Source organism: Comamonas sp. CAH-2, assembly GCF_009668305.1.
Classification (GTDB): domain Bacteria; phylum Pseudomonadota; class Gammaproteobacteria; order Burkholderiales; family Burkholderiaceae_C; genus Comamonas; species Comamonas aquatica.
In genome coordinates, this window is the sequence record NZ_VSWF01000011.1 from 41,192 (window position 1) to 63,588 (window position 22,397).

The 22,397-nt window shown below is 65.1% G+C and carries 21 protein-coding genes and 1 pseudogene; 7 read left to right on the top strand and 15 right to left on the bottom strand.

Annotated features, from left to right (window positions below):
• Positions 1–9: 9 nt before the first annotated feature.
• From FYM52_RS08785 to FYM52_RS08810, 7 genes and pseudogenes are all read right to left on the bottom strand, one after another.
• The gene (locus tag FYM52_RS08785) at positions 10–972 is read right to left on the bottom strand and encodes a DUF3426 domain-containing protein (protein ID WP_179954940.1); all 963 of its coding nucleotides are present in this window, start codon (positions 970–972) and stop codon (positions 10–12) included.
• A gap of 195 nt (positions 973–1,167) precedes the next feature.
• Positions 1,168–1,272 (bottom strand): annotated as a pseudogene (locus FYM52_RS19170) (zinc-ribbon domain-containing protein); the annotation flags it as partial.
• Between the two features lie 93 nt (positions 1,273–1,365).
• Positions 1,366–2,253 carry a 50S ribosomal protein L11 methyltransferase gene (gene prmA / locus FYM52_RS08790; protein WP_154163801.1) on the bottom strand — a complete coding sequence of 296 codons (888 nt, stop codon included), beginning with the start codon at positions 2,251–2,253 and terminating at the stop codon, positions 1,366–1,368.
• An 84-nt stretch (positions 2,254–2,337) separates the two neighbouring features.
• Positions 2,338–3,693 (bottom strand): acetyl-CoA carboxylase biotin carboxylase subunit, encoded by a 1,356-nt coding sequence (gene accC / locus FYM52_RS08795; RefSeq protein WP_045267338.1) that lies wholly within the window; start codon positions 3,691–3,693, stop codon positions 2,338–2,340.
• Positions 3,694–3,774: 81 nt separating this feature from the next.
• Entirely contained in the window at positions 3,775–4,236 is a 462-nt protein-coding gene (gene accB / locus FYM52_RS08800) for an acetyl-CoA carboxylase biotin carboxyl carrier protein (protein WP_154163802.1), read from the bottom strand.
• Positions 4,237–4,371: 135 nt separating this feature from the next.
• Positions 4,372–4,926: a TlpA disulfide reductase family protein gene (locus FYM52_RS08805; RefSeq protein WP_238826159.1), complete on the bottom strand. Its 555-nt coding sequence runs from the start codon at positions 4,924–4,926 to the stop codon at positions 4,372–4,374.
• Positions 4,923–5,522 carry a hypothetical protein gene (locus FYM52_RS08810; protein WP_154163803.1) on the bottom strand — a complete coding sequence of 200 codons (600 nt, stop codon included), beginning with the start codon at positions 5,520–5,522 and terminating at the stop codon, positions 4,923–4,925. Before FYM52_RS08810 ends, FYM52_RS08805 begins: the two co-directional genes overlap by 4 nt.
• A gap of 416 nt (positions 5,523–5,938) precedes the next feature.
• On the opposite strand from FYM52_RS08810, the gene mpl reads away from it, so the two are divergent.
• Positions 5,939–7,339 (top strand): UDP-N-acetylmuramate:L-alanyl-gamma-D-glutamyl-meso-diaminopimelate ligase, encoded by a 1,401-nt coding sequence (mpl, locus tag FYM52_RS08815; protein WP_154163804.1) that lies wholly within the window; start codon positions 5,939–5,941, stop codon positions 7,337–7,339.
• Positions 7,340–7,442: 103 nt separating this feature from the next.
• On the opposite strand, the gene FYM52_RS08820 is transcribed toward mpl, so the two are convergent.
• From FYM52_RS08820 to rodA, 5 genes are all read right to left on the bottom strand, one after another.
• The gene (locus FYM52_RS08820; RefSeq protein WP_154163805.1) at positions 7,443–7,754 is read right to left on the bottom strand and encodes a hypothetical protein; all 312 of its coding nucleotides are present in this window, start codon (positions 7,752–7,754) and stop codon (positions 7,443–7,445) included.
• A gap of 214 nt (positions 7,755–7,968) precedes the next feature.
• Positions 7,969–9,129, bottom strand: coding sequence for a 3-deoxy-7-phosphoheptulonate synthase (locus FYM52_RS08825; protein ID WP_154163806.1), 1,161 nt, complete (start codon positions 9,127–9,129; stop codon positions 7,969–7,971).
• 324 nt (positions 9,130–9,453) lie between these two features.
• On the bottom strand, positions 9,454–10,914 hold the full coding sequence (gene tldD / locus FYM52_RS08830; protein WP_154163807.1) for a metalloprotease TldD: 1,461 nt from the start codon (positions 10,912–10,914) through the stop codon (positions 9,454–9,456).
• A 178-nt stretch (positions 10,915–11,092) separates the two neighbouring features.
• Positions 11,093–13,345, bottom strand: a complete 2,253-nt coding sequence (locus FYM52_RS08835) for an Ig-like domain-containing protein (RefSeq protein WP_162524681.1) — start codon at positions 13,343–13,345, stop codon at positions 11,093–11,095.
• 209 nt (positions 13,346–13,554) lie between these two features.
• On the bottom strand, positions 13,555–14,727 hold the full coding sequence (gene rodA / locus FYM52_RS08840; RefSeq protein WP_154163809.1) for a rod shape-determining protein RodA: 1,173 nt from the start codon (positions 14,725–14,727) through the stop codon (positions 13,555–13,557).
• A gap of 90 nt (positions 14,728–14,817) precedes the next feature.
• Here rodA and FYM52_RS08845 point away from each other — a divergent pair, with 90 nt between their 5' ends.
• The 5 genes from FYM52_RS08845 to mtgA all read left to right on the top strand — a co-directional run bounded on the left by FYM52_RS08845 (position 14,818) and on the right by mtgA (position 20,147).
• A complete protein-coding gene (locus FYM52_RS08845; RefSeq protein ID WP_154163810.1) occupies positions 14,818–15,402 on the top strand; it encodes a YqiA/YcfP family alpha/beta fold hydrolase in 585 nt (194 codons plus the stop codon).
• A 171-nt stretch (positions 15,403–15,573) separates the two neighbouring features.
• The gene (locus tag FYM52_RS08850) at positions 15,574–17,649 is read left to right on the top strand and encodes a ribonuclease catalytic domain-containing protein (protein ID WP_154163811.1); all 2,076 of its coding nucleotides are present in this window, start codon (positions 15,574–15,576) and stop codon (positions 17,647–17,649) included.
• Entirely contained in the window at positions 17,646–18,506 is an 861-nt protein-coding gene (locus tag FYM52_RS08855) for an energy transducer TonB (RefSeq protein ID WP_162524682.1), read from the top strand. Before FYM52_RS08850 ends, FYM52_RS08855 begins: the two co-directional genes overlap by 4 nt.
• Before the next feature lie 52 nt (positions 18,507–18,558).
• Positions 18,559–19,425, top strand: a complete 867-nt coding sequence (aroE, locus tag FYM52_RS08860; RefSeq protein ID WP_154163813.1) for a shikimate dehydrogenase — start codon at positions 18,559–18,561, stop codon at positions 19,423–19,425.
• Positions 19,422–20,147 carry a monofunctional biosynthetic peptidoglycan transglycosylase gene (gene mtgA, locus FYM52_RS08865; protein WP_043378946.1) on the top strand — a complete coding sequence of 242 codons (726 nt, stop codon included), beginning with the start codon at positions 19,422–19,424 and terminating at the stop codon, positions 20,145–20,147. The genes aroE and mtgA overlap by 4 nt, the downstream gene beginning before the upstream one ends.
• 98 nt (positions 20,148–20,245) lie before the next feature.
• On the opposite strand, the gene FYM52_RS08870 is transcribed toward mtgA, so the two are convergent.
• Positions 20,246–20,893: a hypothetical protein gene (locus FYM52_RS08870; protein ID WP_154163814.1), complete on the bottom strand. Its 648-nt coding sequence runs from the start codon at positions 20,891–20,893 to the stop codon at positions 20,246–20,248.
• Between the two features lie 3 nt (positions 20,894–20,896).
• The gene (locus FYM52_RS19050; protein ID WP_255446785.1) at positions 20,897–21,025 is read right to left on the bottom strand and encodes a hypothetical protein; all 129 of its coding nucleotides are present in this window, start codon (positions 21,023–21,025) and stop codon (positions 20,897–20,899) included.
• Between the two features lie 145 nt (positions 21,026–21,170).
• Between FYM52_RS19050 and ruvC the strand changes: the two genes are divergently transcribed.
• Complete coding sequence (ruvC, locus tag FYM52_RS08875; RefSeq protein ID WP_043378941.1) at positions 21,171–21,728, top strand: crossover junction endodeoxyribonuclease RuvC; 558 nt, start codon at positions 21,171–21,173, stop codon at positions 21,726–21,728.
• Between the two features lie 190 nt (positions 21,729–21,918).
• Here the strand turns inward: ruvC and FYM52_RS08880 are convergent, their stop codons facing one another.
• On the bottom strand, positions 21,919–22,359 hold the full coding sequence (locus FYM52_RS08880) for an RcnB family protein (RefSeq protein ID WP_154163815.1): 441 nt from the start codon (positions 22,357–22,359) through the stop codon (positions 21,919–21,921).
• Positions 22,360–22,397: the final 38 nt, after the last annotated feature.

Below are 22,397 nucleotides of genomic sequence, written 5' to 3' on the forward strand. Positions count from 1 at the left end.
AAAAAGAAATCAGGGATAGAAGGCCAGCACCCGGTAGCCGGACACGGCCAGGTGCAGCCCTTGGGTGACCACCGACAGGCTGCCCTCCCATTCGGTCTGGGCGGACAGCTCGACCGGCGCGCCGATGTCGCTGGGCAGCAGCACCTTGCGCACCAGCACCTGGTCCTGGGCATCGGTCAGCGTCAATTCCACCGCCGGCGTGGCCACCGAGGTGGTCGCCTGGTTCTGGATGCTCAGCTCCAGACGGTAGCGGTGGGGTTGCGCATCCTGCCGGAACGAGGAGCCGGTCAATACCACGGCCGCAATGTGCTGGCGCGGCGCCAGTTCACAGCGCAGCGCGATGCACATGGTCTGGAAAAAAGGGCGCCACTGGGGTTTCCAGGCGACCAGGGTGTTGCGCTCGTGCACGGCGATCTGCAGCAGCAAGGCCAGCGGCAGCAGGATCACCAGCATGCCCATGGCAAAACGCACGCCGGGCTGGTTCCACCAAGCCTTGCGCTGGGCTTCCTTGACAAAGCTGGGCAGGGCCTCGGTTTCGAGATCGTCGGTTTCTTCGACCTGCAGGGCCTCAGGGGCCGTGGGTGCGTGCAGTGACGGTTCTGGTGCCACGACCTCCTGGGCCCCAAGCTCCGTGACCATCGGGGGCAGCGGCTCGGGTTCGGACTGCGTTTGGGGTGGAGTCTGCAGCGCCTGCTGCCAGGCCGCTGCCTGGGCTTCCTCGGCAGGCAAGGCCTGCTGTGGCTCCCAAGGGGCGGCCTCCTCCCAGACGGGCTCGCGCGGTGATGTAGCACCGGCAGCACCAGCACGCCACACTGGCGCATCGTGGACTGCCGCCATCGGCTGGTCCAGCCAGGCTTCCGGGGCCAGCTCGCTGTCCGGATCCACCGGCGCGGGCAGTTCATAGCCCGCCGCCAAGGGCTCGGCGCGCGGCGCCAGCGTGGACAGTTCCACAGGCACGGCAGCCAGTGGCACAGCAGGCAGGGAGACTGGCTCTGGCTCTGGCTCTGGCTCTGGCTCTGGCTCTGGCTCTGGCTCTGGCTCTGGCTCTGGCTCTGGCTCTGGCCGGGTGACCGCAACGGCCACAGGTGCCAGCACCTCAGGCGCAGCAGGCACGGGCGCAGGCGCCGCCGGGGGTGCCTCTTCCAGGGCCTGGGCCGCATCGAACACTTCCTGACAACGACCACAGCGCACCCAGCCATCGGAGATGCGCAGTTGATCGGCCACCACACGGAATTTGGTGCCGCAAGAAGGACAGCAGGTAATCAGGCTCATCGCGCGTGGATTGTAGAAGCTGGGGCACACGCCCCCTGGCAGGCAGAAGATGTCCGATGTTAATCAGCCACGCGCCAGGGCACGCGGCCAGGTTCAGGCGCGGTGCGCGGTCATCAGGATCCAGCCGTCCTCGCTGTCGGCCACTTCCAGCTGCAGGTAGGGCGCGTAGGCTTCCTTCAGCTCGTCGGCCTGGCGCTCCAGGATGCCGGCCAGCACCAGATGGCCGCCGGGCTGCACGTGGGCGCACAGCAGGGGGGCCAGGACCTTCAGCGGCGTGGCCAGGATGTTGGCCAGCACGGTCTGGTAGCTGCCCTGGGCCTTGTCCGGCAGACCGGCCTTGAGCGTGACCTCATTGGCCTGGGCATTCAGCTCGCACGACACCACGGCATCCTGGTCGATATCGACCGCATCGATGTCCTGTGCGCCGAACTTGGCCGCACCGATCGCCAAAATGCCGGAGCCGCAGCCATAGTCCAGCGTGCGGCCCAACGCCCCTTGGGGCTGGCGTGCAATCCAGCGCAGGCACATGCGGGTCGTGGGGTGGGTCCCGGTGCCGAAGGCCAGGCCGGGGTCCAGGCGGATGCTGACCTTGGCGGCTGGCGGCAGTTCATGCCAGGTGGGCACGATCCAGAATTCGGGGGTGATGTCCACGGGCTGGAACTGGGACTGCGTCAGGCGCACCCAGTCCTGCTGTTCGACTTCCTGGATGCCCAGCACCTGGCAGCCAGCAAAGAAGTCCTGCAACTGCAGCAGCACCTGGGCCTGCTGGGCCGCGTCCTCGGTCGGGAACAGGGCCACGATGCGGCTGCGGTTCCAGCCTTCCTTGGGGGCTGGCATGCCGGGTTCGCCGAACAAGGGCTGCTCGGACTCGGTTTGCGCATCCATGTCTTCGACCGAGACGCTCAGCGCATCCAGGGCATCGAGCGCATCGCTCACATCTTCGACCCGTTCTTCGGGACACATCAGGCTGAGCTCAAACATGAGGCAGCTCCTTCAAGCTTTATAAAAACGAAATGCTGGCCCCCGTCGCCAGGGGCCAGCATGTGGGTGCTCAATGCACGGGGATCAGCGCTTGCGCTGCTCCAGCCATTGTTCCAGGTAGTGGATGTTGGTGCCGCCTTCGGCGAACTTGGCGTCCACCATCAGGTCCTGGTGCAGGGGCACATTGGTCTTGATGCCTTCGACCACCACTTCCGACAGGGCCGTGCGCATACGCGCCATGGCCTGCTCGCGGGTGTCACCGTAGACGATCAGCTTGCCGATCATCGAGTCGTAGTTCGGTGGAACGAAGTAGTTGTTGTACACGTGGGAGTCCACACGCACCCCGGGGCCACCAGGCATGTGCCACATGGTCACACGGCCGGGCGAGGGGATGAACTTGTAGGGATCTTCCGCGTTGATACGGCACTCGATCGCATGGCCCCGCATCTGGCTGTTGACCTGGCGCTGGGTGAAGGGCAGCTTTTCGCCGGCCGCCACCATGATCTGTGTCTTCACGATGTCGATGCCGGTGATCAGTTCGGTCACGGGGTGCTCGACCTGCACACGGGTGTTCATCTCGATGAAGTAGAACTCGCCGTTTTCAAACAGGAACTCGAAAGTTCCCGCGCCACGGTAGCCGATCTTCTTGCAGGCGGCGACGCAGCGCTCGCCCACCTTCTCCACCAGACGGCGGGGAATGCCAGGCGCAGGCGCCTCTTCGATCACCTTCTGGTGGCGACGCTGCATGGAGCAGTCGCGCTCGCCCAGGTACACGGCGTTCTTGTGCTGGTCGGCCAGCACCTGGATTTCGACATGGCGGGGGTTCTGGAGGAACTTCTCCATGTACACCGCGGGATTGCCGAAGGCGGCACCGGCTTCGGCCTTGGTCATCTGCACGGCATTGACCAGAGCGGCTTCGGTGTGCACCACGCGCATGCCGCGACCACCGCCGCCACCGGCGGCCTTGATGATCACGGGATAGCCGATCGCCTTGGCAATGCGCTTGATCTGACCGGGGTCATCGGGCAGCTCGCCATCCGAACCGGGCACGCAAGGCACGCCGGCCTTGATCATCGCCTGCTTGGCCGACACCTTGTCGCCCATGATGCGGATGGAATCGGCCGTCGGGCCGATGAACTGGAAACCGCTTTGCTCGACACGTTCGGCAAAGTCGGCATTTTCGCTCAGGAAGCCATAGCCGGGGTGGATGGCTTCGGCGTCCGTCACCTCGGCGGCCGAGATGATGGCCGGCATGTTGAGGTAGCTCAGGGGCGATGCGGCGGGGCCAATGCACACCGCTTCGTCGGCCAGCTTGACGTATTTCGCGTCGCGGTCGGCCTCGGAGTAGACCATCACGGCCTTGATGCCCATCTCGCGGCAAGCGCGCTGGATGCGCAGGGCGATTTCACCCCGGTTGGCAACCAAAATTTTCTTAAACATGGAAGTCCTCGTTGTTCACCGCCCCTCGCGGGGCGAATCGTGGAATCTGGTCAGCCCCACAGGGTGGGACTGCGGCAGATCTCACTCGATCACGAACAGCGGTTGTCCGTATTCCACGGCTTGGCCATTGTCGGCCAGGATACGGGTCACGGTACCCGACTTGTCAGCCTCGATCTCGTTGAGGATCTTCATGGCTTCGATGATGCACAGGGTCTCGCCTTCCTTGACCTGGGAGCCAACTTCCACGAACGACTTGGCGCCTGGGCTGGAAGCACGGTAGAAGGTACCCACCATGGGGGACTTGACCTGGTGACCGACCACGGCCGCAGGGGCGGCAGGTGCTTCGGCCGCAGCAGGGGCAGCGGCAACAGGGGCGGCGGCTTGCACGGGGGCGGCTTGCATGGGCGCGGCAACGAACTGCTGCACCACGTTGCCTCCGCTCTTGACGATGCGGACTTTGCCCTCTGCCTCGGTAATTTCCAGTTCCGAAACATTCGATTCGGACACCAAGTCGATGAGGGTCTTGAGTTTACGCAGATCCATGGAAGCTCCAACGGCTAAAACTAAATAAGGGCGCGAATTTACCCTAAATCCGCCCTTCTGCGCGCTTTGTTAGATATTTTTCGCCATCGCCATTGAGGTTTTTTTTGATGAAACCCGGCTGGATGGTCGTGTCCACTAGCTGAAAGTGGCCCATTGCTGCAGTTCTTTTTCTGAAAGTTCGCCGATTTTACGCGCTTGCACATGACCCTTGCCGTCCAACAAGATGGTGAACGGCAAGCCCCCATTGATATTGCCCAGGCTGCGTGTCAGCGTGACCCCACCGGCACCGGCCAGGGCCACGGGAAAGCTCAGGGGTTGGCGCGCCAGCCATTTGTTCACGGCGGCCGCCTGGTCCACGGCAATACCCAGCACGCGCACGGCATGCGTCCCGCGCGCAGCCTGGGCCTGGGCAAACTGATTGATCAAGGGCAGCTCGCGCACACAGGGGGGGCACCAGGTGGCCCAGAAATTCACCAGCAGGGGCTGGCCGCGCAGGGAGGCCAGGGGCAGGACGCCCCCCTCGGGCTGCTGCAGCTGCAATTGCCAGAATGCTTCCAGCGCGGCGTCGTTGCTGGTGGCGCTGCGGGTTTGCTCCCAGGCCAGCCAGGCGCCGCCTGCGGCCGCGGTCAGCGCCACCCCTCCGGCCAACCAGCGCCGCCGCGCCACGGACATGGGCGGGTGCGCGCTCATACCGCCTCCTCGGCCAGCAGCTGGCGCACGGCCTCGGCGTCGCCACGCTGGCTGCGCCCTTGTGCATCGTTGCGGCGAGCCCCACGCAGGTCGTCATAGTCGTACACCATCAGGTGCACGCCGACCACTTCGTTCAGGGGCTTGCACAGGCTGCTGATGCTCAGCGCATCCACCGCCTCGCCATGGAAGCCTGCAACCTGCGTCACGTCGTACTGGACGTTGTTGTTGATCAGCGCAATCTCGGCCGACTTGGAGTCGTCGCAAAACAGCTGGATATAGATGTCGGAGTTGCGCGTGGCCGTGCCGCGCCACACGGCACCGGCCAGGTGGGGGCGGAATTCCTGCAGCCGGTCCATCCACACCAGGGCCAGCTCGCGCAGGGCCCGCAGCTCCTGCGGCTGGGTGTCGGCGCAAAAGATCTCGATGTATTCGCGCACGGCGGCTTCCAGCGCATCGTTGTCCGGCAAGGGGGTGCGCGGCGGCAACCCCAGTTGCTTGGCGGCGAGGCGTTTGGCGGGGCCCCATTCCAGCCCCTCTTCCACCACCATGCGGGCGGCAGTCTGGGCGATTTCGTGCAGGGCGGAAGATGAATGCATGCCGTGTTCTCTGGTCAACCATCAAAGCCCCGATTATCGGAAGCCAGCGGCCACCCGGGTGGTAGACAGCCCATCGCCCCCAGGGGTTAAAGGCCGGCGCTGCCGGATGGCTCCCATCCCTGGCGCCCCCTTGTCGCCCGCTGCCCAGCCGCCCTGCACCGGACTGCGCATGTTTGCTATCTAAAACAAGAGCTGTTTGCGCTGATAGAACGCGCATTTTCTGACCATATCTATCTGAAGTGCTTGCTGATGCTGCGCAGACCGCTACTGTTTCTATGGATTGCTGCTGTTACCGCTGCTTGCACCAGCTGCACCCAGACGGCCAGCGTGGCGAGCAAAGCACCCAGGGAGCGCACACGAGGCCACCAGTCCCTGCCAATGGCAGCACAAGCATGAACACGCCCTAGAATCCGGGCATGCATATTCATATCTTGGGCATTTGCGGTACGTTCATGGGTGGCGTCGCCGCGCTGGCACGCGAAGCGGGCCACACCGTGACCGGCTGCGACGCGGGCGTGTACCCGCCCATGAGCGACCAGCTGCGCGCCCTGGGCATTGAGCTGATCGAAGGCTTTGGCACCGAACAGCTGGCCCTGCAGCCCGATATGTTCGTGGTCGGCAACGTGGTCAGCCGCGCCCACCTGGCCGATGGCAGCCCCAAGTTCCCGCTGATGGAAGCCATCCTGGACCAGGGGTTGCCCTACACCAGCGGCCCGCAATGGCTGAGCGAGCATGTGCTGCAAGGCCGCCATGTGCTGGCCGTGGCCGGCACGCACGGCAAGACCACCACCACCTCCATGCTGGCCTGGATTCTGGAATGTGCCGGTCTGACCCCAGGCTTTCTGGTCGGCGGCGTGCCGCTGAACTTCGGCGTCTCGGCCCGGCTGGGTCAGCTGGCCACCGCCCAGGAGCGCCCGCTGTTCGTGATCGAGGCCGACGAGTACGACACGGCCTTCTTCGACAAGCGCAGCAAGTTTGTGCACTACCGCCCCCGCACGGCGGTGTTGAACAACCTGGAGTTCGACCACGCCGACATCTTCCCGGACCTGGCCGCCATCGAGCGCCAGTTCCACCACCTGGTGCGCACCGTCCCCGCTTCGGGCCGCGTGGTCTGGAACGGGCTGGAGGAAGCCCTGGCCCGCGTGCTGCACCAGGGCTGCTGGAGCACCCAGCGCAGCTTTGGCGCGGCGGTCAGCGACTTCACCGCCGAAGGCGCCCACCATGCCTTCGATGTGCTGCAGCAAGGCCGCAAGGTCGGCCGTGTGGAGTGGGAGCTGAGCGGTGAGCACAACCAGCTCAACGCGCTGGCCGCCATCGCCGCGGCCGAGCACGTCGGCGTCTCTCCGGCCGTGGCTGCCGAGGCCCTGGGGCGCTTTCACAACGTCAAGCGCCGCATGGAGCTGCGCGGCAGCGTGCGTGGTGTCACCGTCTACGACGACTTTGCCCACCATCCGACGGCCATCCGCACCACGCTGGACGGCCTGCGCCAACGCATCGGCCAGCAGCAGCGCATCCTGGCCGTGTTCGAGCCGCGCAGCAACACCATGAAGCTGGGCACCATGAAGGCCCAGTTGCCCTGGTCGCTCAAGGAGGCCGATCTGGCCTTTTGCCACACCGCCGGCCTGGACTGGAACGCCGCCGAAGCGCTGGAGCCGCTGGGCGATGCGGCTTTCACCACCGACAACATCGACACCCTGGTGCAGCAGGTGCTGGCCCAGGTGCGCCCGGGCGACCACATCGTCTGCATGAGCAATGGCGGCTTTGGCGGTGTGCACGGCAAACTGCTGGAGGCGCTGCAAGCGCACCTCGCGGCCTGACCGCACACGCTTGGCAACTTAGCAATAAAAAAACCGACTGGGAGCAGTCGGTTTTTTTGTGGCGGCCCGGTGCGCTGCAGGCACAGCGGGCGGTGGTGCGGACTCAGTAAGTCACGGTCATTGCGGCCACGTCGACCTTGATCATCGGACGTGCCAGCACGGCATGGGCCGCGCGCGCATAGGTCTGGAACCAGGCCTCATCCCCCAGGCGGCGGGCACCGGCCTCGCGCGCCACCACCAGCACCTTGTCGGCCAGCAGCACCTTGCCGCTGGGGCGCAGGGGCTCGCAATCCAGGGCGGTGAACTGCTCATCCAGCCAGCGGCGCGCCTCTTCGTTGCCCATGGGTGCCAGGCGGTCCACATCGGCACGGAACTGCTGGTCGGCGCTGAGTTGCACAATGACTTCACTGATCATGGGGAGCCTTTCCGAAAAGCGGTGTTCCTTGGCGCTGCAGCGGGCCCCGAACGCCACGGGGCGTGAAGGAAAGATGCCCGCTGGACACCACGGAAACATGTAGAAAACAAGAGCTACCTACACAATACCAGCAAGCGTTTGCGGCAAAAGTCACTGCAAAGACAATCCCCGCAGATCTTCCGCACACCGGGCCTGCCGGGCAGGCCCTGCACGCTCAGGCCGCAAGGGCAGCGGCGGCCTGGGGCTGCACCACCTCACGGCGCTTTTGCACCGCCCCCGACAGGCGATCCAGCACCTCCAGCGTATCGTTCCAGCCGATGCAGGCATCGGTGATGCTCTGGCCATAGTGCAGGCCACAGATCTGGTCCTTGCCGGGGGTGAACTTCTGCGCCCCTGCGACCAGGTGGCTTTCCAGCATGACACCGAAGATGCTGCGCGAGCCAGCTTCCATCTGCGCAGCAATGTCGGCCACCACGTCCTTCTGGCGCTCGTGCTGCTTGAGGCTGTTGGCATGGCTGCAGTCCACCATCAGGCTGGCCGGCAGGCCGGCCTTGCCCAGGTCGGCACAGGCCGCCTGCACGCTGGCGGCGTCGTAATTCGGCGTCTTGCCGCCGCGCAGGATGACATGGCAGTCCTGGTTGCCGGCGGTGTGGACGATGGCGACCTGGCCGTTCTTGTGCACGGACAGGAAGTGGTGTCCATGGCTGGCGGACTGGATGGCGTCGGTGGCGATGCGGATGTTGCCGTCGGTGCCGTTCTTGAAGCCGATGGGCGCCGAGATGCCCGAAGCCAGTTCGCGGTGGATCTGGCTTTCGGTGGTGCGCGCGCCGATCGCGCCCCAACTGATCAGGTCACCGATGTACTGGGGCGAGATCACGTCCAGGAACTCGCTGGCCGCCGGCACGCCCAGGCGGTTGATGTCGATCAGCAGCTGCCGGGCAATGCGCAGGCCCTCGTCGATGCGGTAGCTGCCATCCAGGTAGGGGTCGTTGATCAATCCCTTCCAGCCGACGGTGGTGCGGGGCTTTTCGAAGTACACGCGCATCACGACTTCCAGCGTGTCCTTGTACTGCTCGCGCACATCGGCCAGACGGCGGGCGTAATCCAGCGCAGCCGCTGGGTCGTGGATGGAGCAAGGTCCCACGATCACCAGCAGCCGGTCGTCGTTGCGCCCATGCATGATGTTGCGGATGGCGCGGCGCGTGTTGCTGACCAGCGACTCCACGGGTGTGCCTTGGATGGGGAAGAAGCGGATGAGGTGCTCGGGAGGGGGCAACACGGTAATGTCCTTGATACGTTCGTCGTCAGTCTGGCCAGTCTTTTGTACAGAGCTGCGATACCAAGCGTCGCCGGTGGAGGTGTTGTGAGCGTTCATGTCTGCCTCGTGGTCCTGTGGAGTGTTGGAATACATGGGTGAAAAAAAACCGCCGGGCTTTTCAGCTTCGGCGGTTTTTTGGAGGGTGTTCGTGTGTGCGAGCGCTTGCCTCTCATCCGCCTGGGACCGAGAACCAAAAGTAAAAATAGAAAGCGCTACGTACTTGCATGGCGAAAGACTTTAACACCAGGAATCGTGCACTGCAACACAGCGCAGCGCACATCATTCAGGAAAAAACCAAAAATACCTACAAAAAAGGCTGATCCATCGAAACAAATCAGCTTTTTTCACAATCACCGCAGGAATACTGCAAACAATTCCAATTTAAGCCGTACCACCCACGGTCAACCCGTCGATGCGCATGGTCGGCTGACCCACCCCCACGGGCACGCTCTGGCCTTCCTTGCCACAGGTACCCACACCGCTGTCCAGACGCATGTCATTGCCGATCAGGCTGACCTTCTTCATGCACTCGGGACCGTTGCCGACCAGCGTGGCCCCCTTGACGGGATACTGGATCTTGCCGTTCTCCACCCAGTAAGCTTGGCTGGCCGAGAACACGAACTTGCCGCTGGTGATGTCCACCTGACCGCCGCCGAAGTTGGTGGCGTACAAGCCCTTCTTGATCGAAGCGATGATTTCCTGTGGATCCTTGTCACCGCCCAACATGTAGGTGTTGGTCATGCGTGGCATGGGCAGGTGGGCATAGCTTTCGCGACGACCATTGCCGGTGGGCTTGACGCCCATCAGGCGCGCATTCAATGCATCCTGGATGTAGCCTTTAAGAATGCCGTCCTCGATCAGGACATTCGCCTGCGAGGGGCAGCCTTCGTCGTCCACGTTCAACGAGCCACGGCGATCAGCCAGCGTGCCGTCGTCCAGAATCGTCACACCCTTGGCTGCCACCCGCTGACCGATGCGGTCACTGAAGGCGCTGGAACCCTTGCGGTTGAAATCACCCTCCAGACCATGGCCCACGGCTTCGTGCAGCAGCACGCCGGGCCAACCAGGGCCCAGCACCACGGTCATTTCGCCCGCAGGGGCGGGGCGGGACTCCAGATTGACCAAGGCCTGGTCGACAGCTTCGTTCACATACTCGGCAATCTGTGCATCGCTGAAATAGGCCAGGCCAAAGCGGCCGCCACCACCGGAAGAACCCACTTCACGGCGCCCGCTCTGCTCTGCAATCACGGTCACCGACAGGCGCACCAGGGGACGCACATCGGCGGCCAGCGTGCCATCCGCACGCGCCACCATCACCACGTCGTACTCGCTGGCCAGGCCGGCCATCACCTGCACGATGCGCGGATCCTTGCCACGAGCCAGGGTTTCCACCTTGCCCAGCAGGGCTACCTTCTCGGTGCTGTCCATCGTGGCGATGGGGTCGAGGCCGGGATACAAGCTGCGCGAAGGCGCCACCTTGGCCTTGGGAATGCGCACCTTGCGCTCCTGGTGGTTGCCGGAAATGGCACGCACGGCATGGGCTGCATCTAGCAAGGAGGCCAGCGAAATGTCGTCGGAATAGGCAAACGCGGTCTTCTCGCCACTGACGGCGCGTACCCCGACACCCTGGTCGATGGAGAAGGAGCCGGTCTTGACAATGCCCTCCTCCAGGCTCCACCCCTCGGCACGGGTGTACTGGAAGTACAGATCTGCATCGTCCACCTGGTGAGCGCGGATCTCCGCCAGCGCACGCGACAGGTGGGTTTCATCCAGGCCAAAAGGATCTAGCAACAGTTGCCGGGCCGTGGCCAGGCGCTCGATGGTGGGTTCGCGAGAGATCATGGTTGCCATTGTAGGCAGGCTGCCATGCCCCCGCCGGGCGACGGCATGCCACGCCCATGGCCAGGGCAGCACAAAAGCAAGGGCGGACACCGCCATTCAACGGTGCCCGCCCTGCAGAGTTAGCTCACTCGCTGCTTGGCACCCTTGTGCATCAGGGATGCAAAGCGCGCCGCACAACTCAATTGTGGCCGTCAATCAGCAGCTTGCCCTGCTGTATCAGGTTATGGATCAGTTTGTTCTGGTCACCATGGGCGCTCCCCACAAGATCCACACCTTCAAGAGTAATGAGCTGATCGTAGTTCTTCACTGAGTCACCCCCGATCATCTTCAAGTCGCCAGAGCTGGAAATCTTCACCACGGTGTTCCCACCCTGTTTATCGAAGTGCAAGAACTGCGACAGATCTTCAGTTTTCTCCTCGCCCTGCAGCAAATCGCTCAAATCCAGTTTGTCATTCCCCTGCTTGCCAAAGTTCTGAACGGTATCATTGCCTGGATTTTTGATCGTACCTCTGTCCGCCCACTGCCAGATGAACACGTCATCGCCGGATGACCCCAGCAAGGAGTCATTCCCGAGGGTGGCATGCTGCTCATGCACATCCGGCTGGGCAGAGGCATCAAAAGTGGCCGAGTCGGTGCCGGTGGCCTCAGAGTTGGTGCCATCCTCCACGCTGGCATGGACCTTGACGGTCACATCACCGGTGGCTCCCTTGCCTGGAATCACCTGCACGCCCGTGATCGTGACCTGACCGGTGACGGGATCCACCACCACCTGATAGCCCACTGGGTGGTCCAGTGGCAGCTCATAGAGGCCGCCTCCCAAGTGCTTACCCACATTGAGGCTGGCACCCGCAGAGACCTCCACCACCACCTTGCTCACAGACTCGGAATAATCCACGTCCTGCGGCAGCACCACGATGTCCAGCTTGTGCGCCGTTTGCGCCACGTCATAGGTGATCTCGTGAATGAGGTAGTCGTCATTACTACCCTGCGCGCTGAAGACGATGCTGCCAATCGCGTGGTTGTAAAGATTCCCCGTCAAGGTCACAGCGTCATCAATCACATCGGTCTTACCCTTGATGTCGCCTTCACCAATCTTTTTGCCATTCACGTCGTACAGCACGTAGTGCGCTGTCTCGCCCGATGCCAGCCAAGACATCTTGACTTGCACATTGGTCACGCCCTGGTCGAACTTGACCGTCAGCGTTTCCTTGTAGCCCAGCTCCTTGTCATCACCGCTGGCTGAACCGGCCACACCAAAACCACTGACCTTGCCGCCTGCACCAGCCGTCGGCACATTGCTCAGTGCCGCCGTCTTGCCATTCGCGCCATTCGCAGTGATGGTGTAACCACGTCCCGTATCTCCCGCGTTGTCGCGGTTGATGGAGCCGTGCACGATCTCGGGAGTGCTCTGAACAGTCACGCTCACCAGTGGTGTGTCGGCCACAGGGGTGACGCCAATGTTCACGGTACTGGTCGCCGTTCCGCCCTTGCCATCGCTGACGATCACGGTGAAGCTGTCCGAACCACTGAAATCCTTGTGCGGCGTATAGGTGTATTTGCCGTCCGCATCCACTGTCACAGTCCCGTGCGCAGGCGCACGGCCCTGGGCATAGGTCAGCGAGTCTCCATCGGTATCGCTCCCCTTTACCTGCCCAGCAGCCTTGCCATCTTCTTTGATGTCATGGTTGTAATCAGTCACTTCAGGCGCATCGTTGACCAGCTCCACCGCTGGGGTGTCGGCGTCGGTGCCCGTCAGGCCGCCCTTGTCGGTCACGGTCAGCTCCACCGCCGGCAGCTGGTGGCCAGCGTTCACGTAGGCCGCTCCCTTTTCGGTCAGCACCACTTGGCCGTCTTTGATCTCGTAGTAGCCCTGGGCGTTGCTGCCAGGGGTGAAGCCCACCACCAGGTTCGCCGCTGCGTCTTCCTCGTCCGAGGCCACCCAGGTGGCCGCCACTTGGCCCGCCGCAGCGCTGTTTTCTACAAACTCCTTGGCCGTCACGGTGATCTCAGGCGCATCGTTGACCAGCTCCACCACGGGGGTGTCGGCACCATTGCCCGTCAGGCCACCCTTGTCGGTCACGGTCAGCTCCACCGCCGGCAGCTGGTGGCCAGCGTTCACGTAGGCCGCTCCCTTTTCGGTCAGCACCACCTGGCCGCCCACGATGGCGTAGTAGCCTTCGTTGTTGCTGCCAGGGGTGAAGCCCACCACCAGGTCCGCCGCTGCGTCTTCCTCGTCCGAGGCCACCCAGGTGGCCGCCACTTGGCCCGCCGCAGCGCTGTTTTCCACAAACTCCTTGGCCGTCACGGTGATCTCAGGCGCATCGTTGACCAGCTCCACCACGGGGGTGTCGGCACCGTTGCCCGTCAGGCCACCCTTGTCGGTCACGGTCAGCTCCACCGCCGGCAGCTGGTGGCCAGCGTTCACGTGCACGTGTTGAGGATGATAAAAAATCACCCTGCCCTGGTAATTGGCGCCAAAGCCAATACAAGTAGATACAACCGCAAAAGTTGCTAACAACCATGTCCTGACCGCTCGTCACCCAGGCATGACAGCGACCGTCCTGACGGACGGTCGCTGTCCAGCAGCCATGGGCTGCTGGTGGCTCTGTGGGCTTGGAGCGATGAAGTGTTGCCTGTTGGCTACAGGCTGTGTTTGGGCTCCGCCATGGACAGCCGCTGCGCGCGGGCGACCGACATCAGCACCCCCAGGGCCAGCCCCAGGGTCACCATGGCCGTGCCGCCGTAGCTGATGAACGGAAGGGGCACGCCCACCACGGGCAGGATGCCGCTGACCATGCCCATGTTCACGAAGGCGTAGGTGAAGAAGATCATCGCCACGGCCGAAGCCATCAGGCGGCCGAACAGGTTCTGCGCCTTGACGGCGATGGCCAGGCCACGCCAAACCAGCAGCAAAAAGCCCAGCAGCAGGCACAGGTTGCCGATCAGGCCGAACTCCTCGGAGAACGCCGCGAAGATGAAGTCGGTGGTGCGTTCGGGGATGAATTCCAGGTGGGTCTGCGTGCCGGCCATGAAGCCCTTGCCCCAGACGCCACCAGAGCCGATGGCAATCATGCCCTGGATGATGTGGAAGCCCCGGCCCAGCGGGTCGCGCATCGGGTCCAGCAGGGTGCACACCCGCGTGCGCTGGTAGTCGTGCAGAAAGTACCAGCTCATGCCGTCCTGGCACAGCCAGGGCTCGTTCCAGATCAGCCAGGCGATGCCCACGGCCCCTAGCACCACGGGCGGCACCACCAGCTTCCACGGCAGGCCGGCAAAAAAGATCACCGACAGGCCCGCCGCCATCACCAGCAGGGCCGTACCCAGGTCCGGCTGCTTCATGATCAGGGCCACAGGCACCATCAGCAGCACAAAGGCAACCACGAAGTCGATGGCCCGCAGCACGCCCTCCCGCTGGTGGAACCACCAGGCCAGCATCAGCGGGCCGGCGATCTTCAGAATCTCGGAGGGCTGGATCACCACGCCCACGTTCACCCAGCGCTGCGCCCCCTTGCGCGTGATGCCGAACAGCAACACCGCCACCAGCAGCACCACCCCCAGGGTGTACAAGGGCACGGCCACGGCCATCAGCTTGTGCGGGGGGATCTGGGCCACCACAAACAGGATGGCCGCCGCCAGCAGCATGTTGCGCCCATGATCGGCAAAGCGCGTGCCATGGTCGTAGCCGGCCGAATACATGGCCAGCAGGCCCAGGGACGCCATGCCGGCGATGATCAGCAGCAAAAGCGGATCAAAGCCACGAAACAGCGGCAAGATGCGTTGGAGAATGTTGGGCTTGTCAAATTCGGCGGCCATAGTCCACCATTATCTGCTGCCCGCTTTGCCCCTGGAACGTGTGGACGCTCACCAGCGGCGCAGCACCCGCCCATCCACAGACACCTGCCCATGCCCACCACCCACCTGCTGTACCTGCACGGCTTTCGCTCCTCGCCCCAGTCCACCAAGGCCCGCACCATGGCCGAGTACGTGCAGCGCCGGCACCCGCAGGTGAGCTGGTACTGCCCGCAGCTGCCGCCCTCGCCGCGCGCCGCGATGGAGCTGGTGATGACACAGGTGCGCGACTGGCCCGGCGAGCGCATGGCGGTGATCGGCTCCTCCCTGGGTGGCTACTACGCCACCTGGGTGGCGCACCACAAGCACTGCAAGGCCGTGCTGCTCAACCCCGCGGTCTGGCCGGACCACTCGCTGGAGCAGTACATCGGCCAGCAGACCAGTTGGCACCACCCCGAGGAAGCCTTTTTCTTCCGCCCCGAGTACATCCAGGAGCTGCGCGACCTGGCACTGCACGAACAGGCCGCCACCGCCCCGCAACTGGGCGTGTTTGCCAAGGGCGACGAGGTGCTGGACTGGCGCCAGATGGTGGCGCGCTACCCCGAGGCAGAGCAGCTCATCCTGGAAGGCGGCGACCACGCCCTCAGCGACTTTGACAGCCACCTCTCGCGCATCCTGGACTTCCTGGACCTGGCCTGAAGCCAAAAACATAGCGGATGGCGCACGTTGCACAAGCACTTCAGGCTGAAAATGCTTTGAAACGACCGTTGCACGTGCGCAACCCACTTTTCTTTGGATAGCTTGCCGCTGGCACTGCCGCCGCGGGCAAGCGCCCTCCGGGGGAAATTCGCGGCGTGGGACAATCGCGGCATGCACGCATTGTTTGAAGATGCCGGTAAGTTTTTGGCCGGCCGTATCCTGTCCGAGGCCGATGCCTCCTCCCAAATCGAGCTGGCCTCTGGCAAGCGCGTCAAGGTCAAGGCCGCCAACGTCCTGCTCAAGTTCGAAAAACCCGAGCCCGCCGAGCTGATGGCCAAGGCCGAGGCCATCGCCGCCAGCGTCGAGCTGGACCTGGCCTGGGAATTCGCCCCCGAAGAAGAGTTCGGCTTTGCCGACATTGCGCGCGACTATTTCTCCGAGTCCGCCCCGCTGAGCGAACAGGCAGGCATGCTGTTTGCGCTGTACGGCGCGCCGCACTACTTCCGCCGCGCCGGCAAGGGCCGCTTCAAGAAGGCGCCGGCCGAAATCCTGCAGCAGGCCCTGGCCGCCATCGAAAAGAAAAAGCAGCTGCAGGCGCAGATCGACGCCTGGGCGCAGGAGCTGGTCGCCGGCACCTGCCCGCCCGCCATCCGCGAGCAGCTGTACAAGATCCTGTTCAAGCCCGACAAGAACGCGCCCGAGTACAAGGCCGTGGTCGAGGCCAGCCGCAGCGCGCAGAAAGCCCCGCTGGAGCTGCTGCAGAACGCCGGCGCCATCGACTCGGCCTACCAGTTCCATTGGAAGCGTTTCCTGTTCGAGAACTTCCCCAAGGGCACGGCCTTCCCCGCCGTCACCGCCCCCCAGCCCCCGGCCGACCTGCCACTGGCCACGGTGCAGGCCTATTCCATCGACGACTCCATGACCACGGAAATCGACGATGCCCTGTCCGTGCAAGGCCTGGGCACCGGCACCGTCACCGTGGGCATCCACATTGCCGCGCCCGGCCTGGCGATCACGCCCGGCTCCGACCTAGACAAGCTGGGCCGCGCCCGCCTGTCCACCGTCTACATGCCCGGCTACAAGATCACCATGCTGCCCGACGAGGTGGTGCAGATATACACCCTGGACGAAGGCCGCGCCAACCCCGCCGTGTCGCTGTACGTGACCTATGACGAGGCCACGCTGGAGGTCAAGGACAAGGTCACCAAGCTGGAACGCGTGCCCGTGGCGGTCAACTTCCGCCACGACAAGCTGGACCACATCGTCACCGAAGCCTGGCTGCAAGACCCCAGCATTCAGGTCGAAAACACGCCCCAGCCCTTGCTTGACAAGCGCGAAGAGCTATCGTTCCTGCACCGCCTGGCCCAGCACCTGAAGGCCGGCCGCGAACAGGTGCGCGGCAAGCCCGAAAACTTCTCGCGCCCCGACTACACCTTTCGCCTGGACGGCAACGGCGACAACGAACCCCAGGGCCACGAAACCGTCAGCATCACCGTACGCAAGCGCGGCGCGCCGCTGGACCTGATCGTGGCCGAGGCCGCCATCGTGGCCAACAGCACCTGGGGCCTGATGCTGGCCGAATACGGCGTGCCCGGCATCTACCGCAGCCAGGCCAGCCTGGCCCCGGGCGTCAAGGTGCGCATGTCCACCAAGGCCCTGCCGCACGCCGGCATCGGCGTGAAAGCCTATTCCTGGGCCACCTCGCCGCTGCGCCGCTACACCGATCTGGTCAACCAGTGGCAGATCATTGCCTGCGCCCGCCACGGCGCCACGGCAGCCCTGGCCGCGCCGTTCAAGCCCAAGGATGCCGAGCTGTTCGGCATCATCAGCAGCTTCGATGGTGCCTACAGCGCCTACAACGGCTACCAGGCCAGCATGGAGCGCTTCTGGACGCTGAAGTACCTGGAGCAGAACGCCATCACCGAGCTGGACGGCGCCGTGATCAAGGACAACGGCCCCAACGGCGTGCTGGTGCGTGCCGACAGCCTGCCGCTGGTCATCAGTGTGGCCGGCGCCCAGGCCCTGCCGCGCGGCGCCCGCGTGCGCGTGAAGCTGGGCGAGATCGACGAGATCACCCTGGACATCCACGGCACCGTGACCGAGCGACTGGACGACCCGCAAGATCCCAGCGATGATGCGCCCCTGGACGACAGCGCCGACGACGAAGAGGACGTGGCCGGCCCCATCGCAATTGCGGTGGACGTCAACGAGTCCGACAGCCCCAGCGCCGATAATTCCAACCCGTGAAACTGCCCGCCGCGCTCCGCTCCATGTCCACCCTCAGCCTGACGCTGGGGGTGTCGATCGCCATTCACGCAGCCCTGCTGACGGTGCGCTTTGTCGCCCCCGAGCAGTTCAACCGGGTGTTCCAGGACACGCCGCTGGAAGTGATCCTGGTGAACGCGCAGACGCAGGAGCGGCCGGAAAAGGCCCAGGCCATCGCCCAGGCGGCCCTGGCCGGCGGCGGCGATGCTGCCCGGGGCCGGGCCACCAGCCCGCTGCCCTACTCGGCCCTGACCGCCATCGGCGACGACTTCGAGGAGCGCCAGAAGAAGCTGGACGCCATGCAGGAGCAGCAGGCCGTGATGCTGACCCAGCTGCGCAAGCAGCTGTCGTCGATGCCGCAGTTCGACCCGCGCGAGCAGTCCCAGCAGCAGGACCGCGAGCAGCAGGAGCAAAAGCGCAAGCAGCTGATCAAGCTGCTGGCAGAGATCGAAAAGCGCATCAACGAAGAGAACGCCCGCCCCAAGAAACGCTACATCAGCCCCGCCACGCGCGAGGAGGTGTATGCCGTCTACTACGACGGCCTGCGCCGCAAGGTGGAAGACAAGGGCACGGAGAACTTCCCCGAACACAAGGGCAAGAAGCTGTATGGCGAGCTGGTCATGGTGCTGACCGTGAACCACGACGGCCGCGTGCTGGACACCGAGATCGTGCAGGGCTCGGGCATCCCGCAGCTGGACACCCGGGCCCAGGCGATTGCGCGCGCCGCGGGGCCGTTCGGCCACTTCGGCCCGGCCATGCGCGCCAAGGCCGACCAGATTGCCGTGGTCTCGCGCTTCAAGTTCACGCGCGAGCAGACGCTGGAAACCAATGTCCGCTGACGGTGCCCGCGCGCCCGTCCACCCCCTGTCCGTTTTTTTGCCGTTGCACTGAATGACCACCACCGATGTGTACTGCGTTGTGGGCCACCCCGTGGCGCACAGCCGCTCGCCCTGGATCCACACGCGCTTTGCCCAGCTGACCGGCCAGGCCCTGCGCTATGAGCGCCGCCTGGCGCCCCTGGAGGGCTTTGCCGCCGACCTGCAGGCCTTCATCCAAGCCGGCGGACGGGGCTGCAACATCACCGTGCCCTTCAAGCTGGACGCCGCCCAGGCCGCGCACAGCCACAGCCCGCGCGTGGCCCTGGCCGGCGCCGCCAACACCCTGGTGATCGCGGCCGATGGCCACATCCACGCCGACAACACCGACGGCCTGGGCCTGGTGGCCGACATCACGCGCAATGCCGGCATCCCCATCACCGGGCGTGATGTGCTGCTGCTGGGCGCGGGCGGCGCGGCCGCTGGGGTACTGGGCCCGCTGCTGGAGCAAAAGCCCCGCCGCCTCGTCGTGGTCAACCGCACGCATGCCAAAGCCCAAACGCTGGTCCAGCAGCACGCGGCCATTGCCACACTACATAAAGTAGAGCTGGTAGCACTTGAAAGACAAGTGCTTGAGACCGATTTGACCCAAAATTTCGACATCATCATCAATGCCACAGCCAGCAGCTTGGCCGGGGATGATGTGCCCGCGCCCGCCAGCGTGCTGCATGCACGCAGTCTGGCCTACGACATGATGTACGGCCCCGCCGCTCAGAATTTTCTGAATTGGGCCAGCAGCCACGGTGCACTCGCACGCGACGGCCTGGGCATGCTGGTGGAGCAGGCCGCCGAATCGTTTGCGCTGTGGCGCGGCGTGCGCCCGCCTTCGGCCCAGGTGCTGGACGAGCTGCGCAACGTCCTCGCGCGCGAAGCCGCGGCATGAAGGCGCTGGGCCGCTGGCTGGCCGTGCTGCTGTGCGCAGCCCTGGCGCTGCAGCTGTTCTTCATCGCCCGGATTGCGCTGGCCGCCTGGTGGGACCCGCAGTCCACCAGCTTCCAGCGCTCGGAGATGTGGCGCATCTGGCAGCAGTCGGCCCAGCAGCGCCACTGGCAGCAGCAGTGGGTGGATTACCCGCGCATCTCGCCCCACCTCAAGCGCGCCGTGCTGACCGCCGAGGACGATGGCTTTGTCGACCACGACGGCGTGCAGTGGGACGCCATCGAACGCGCCTGGGAGCGCAACCAGCAAGCGCTGGAGCGTGCCCAGCGCAGCCAGCGCCTGCGCGCCAAGCCGGTGCCGATCTACGGCGGCTCCACCATCACCCAGCAACTGGCCAAGAACCTGCTGCTGTCGGGCGAGCGCAGCTTCTTGCGCAAGGGCCAGGAGCTGGTGCTGGCGCATGCGCTGGAGCTGTTCCTGAGCAAGGAACGCATCCTGGAGATCTACCTGAACAACGTGGAATGGGGCCAGGGCATTTTTGGCGCCGAAGCCGCCGCGCGCCACTACTTCCGCAAGAGCGCCCAGCAGCTCAGCGCGGCCGAAAGTGCCCGCCTGGCCGTGATGCTGCCGCGCCCCCGCTATTACGAGCAGAACCCGCAATCGCGCTACCTGCAGTCGCGCACCAGCGCCATCCTGCGCCGCATGGCGGCCACGCCGCTGCCCTAGCGCTGCGCCACAAGCACGCCCTCGTCCAACCGCCGGCCACCGCTGCCCGCCAGCACCACCACGCGGCCACCCACCGGCATCAGGGCGGCCAACGGCGCTCAGCCGCCCATCTCGCCATACAGCAACAGCACCTGCAGCGCAGTCAGCGTTTCTTCGTGCAGTGCCGTCAGGGCAGCCACCCGAACCGGGTCCAGGATGGGCCGGCCCTGCCCATCCACCGCAAAAGGCCGGCCCAGAATCTCGGCCATGTCGATGGTGTAGTAGGACCGGTCGCCATACGGGCGCTTGCCGTCGATGGCAGGCATGGGCCACAGCGGCGCGGCCTCGGCGCTCTCGGCCAGCCATTCCTGCAAGGCCTCGCCCTCCACCTCGCGCCACATGGCCGCACGCAGCAGGACCAGGTGCTCGGGCCGCAGCTGGAACTGGCCGTGCTGCACACCGGGCAGCCAGGCGGCCATGTCGGCCGGCACGGCATAGCGCCCCGGCGCTAGGCGGGCCTGGGTCACAAACGGCCGCACCCAGCGGGCCACTTCGACCAGCCGCTGCGTGGCCAGGGTGGCGTCGTCGGTGGCCAGCAATTGCTGGGCGCGCTGCACGGCAGGAGTCTCACCGCGCAGGGGCTGGCCGGGGTCGACCCCGGGCGCACCGGATTCGACCGGCAGACACCACACCCGCAGCGCGCGCACCAGTTGCAGATGCTGCGGGGTGAACACCGGCAGGGGGGCCGCGCGGAACACCTGCTGCACCACCTAGGCATGGCGCGGTGGGGAGGCCGTGGCCAACACCACGATGCGCCAGCCCACCAGCACCAGCACGGCCGCCCCCAGGCCCAGCAGCAGGCGCAGCAACACACGCAACAGGCGGCGAAGGACAGGCACAGGCATCGACAAACACGGCAAGGGACACACAAGGGGCGCAGTGTACCCAGGGCAGGGCCAGTTCCACGGCGGCCGTGCGGGCATGCGGCACAATCGCAGGCAGGCGCAGCCTGCGCCGCCCTCCCCCTTGTTCCCAGCACTTTCCATGCGAATCCTTGGCATTGACCCCGGCCTGCAGACCACCGGCTTTGGCGTGATCGAACGCGACGGCCACCAGCTGCGCTATGTGGCCAGCGGCACCATCCGCACCACGCGCACCGAAGGCGTGGCGCTGGGCAATCTGCCGGGGCGCCTGAAGATCCTGTTCGAGGGGGTGAGCGAGGTGGTGGCGCGCTACCAGCCCGACACGGCGGCCATCGAGATCGTGTTTGTCAACGTGAACCCGCAGTCCACCCTGCTGCTGGGCCAGGCGCGCGGTGCGGCGCTGACCGCCCTGGTGACCCGGGACCTGCCCGTGGCCGAGTACACGGCGCTGCAGATGAAGAAGGCCATTACCGGCCACGGCCGGGCGGCCAAGGGGCAGATCCAGGAGATGGTCAAGCGCATGCTGCAGCTGCCCGGCCTGCCCGGCACCGATGCGGCCGACGCCCTGGGTCTGGCCATCACCCATGCCCACGCTGGCGCCATGCTGGACAAGCTGGCCCAGGACTCCGGCCTGCAGCGCCGGCAGCACGCCATGCTCAAGGCCGGCCGCGCCTACTGAACCGCTGTCGCCCGGCTCTGCCAAACGGCTACACGCCAAAACTGCCTGCAGCGCTTATCCCGTCAGCGCAGAGTGCTCTGCTTTTGATGCAATCGGTCATGACCCGCTGCTGGGCACAGCAGGCCATGGCAAAGGGCCATCACGGTGGGACGCCCGATGCGCAGCGGTGTGTCCCAGCGCCAAGCGCCCCTCAATACATGCTGTGGATGATGAGCTGCGAGATCACACCGGTCGCAATCGCCACCAGCATGTAGTCACCGCCGTAGCGCACCCAGTGGTAGCCGCGGGGCGGCTGGTGCAGGCGGTGGCCACGCCAGTCGTGCACCACGTAGCGCGTGGCACGGTACTGCGGTGGCAGGCGCGTGCCCTTGACCCAGTTGTGCTGCGGGCCCGCGCCGCGGTAGTAGCGGTGGCCGGGAGGCGGTGGCCGGTGGCCGGGGTGCGCCTGCGGACCATGGGGCCCGCGGTCGCGGTGCCAGCCGGTAGAAGACCCGGGCTTGTGGCGGTGCTGCTGAGCGTAGGGTGCGTCATGGTGGCGGCCGCCGTGCGGCTGGGCCTGGGCCACGGCGCTCACCCCCAGGGTCAGGGCCACGGCGGTGGCGATCGAAGCAGTGAAACGTTGCAGTTGCATGGTGCGTCCTTTCCGAGGCAGAAAGCAAGCAGCCGGAG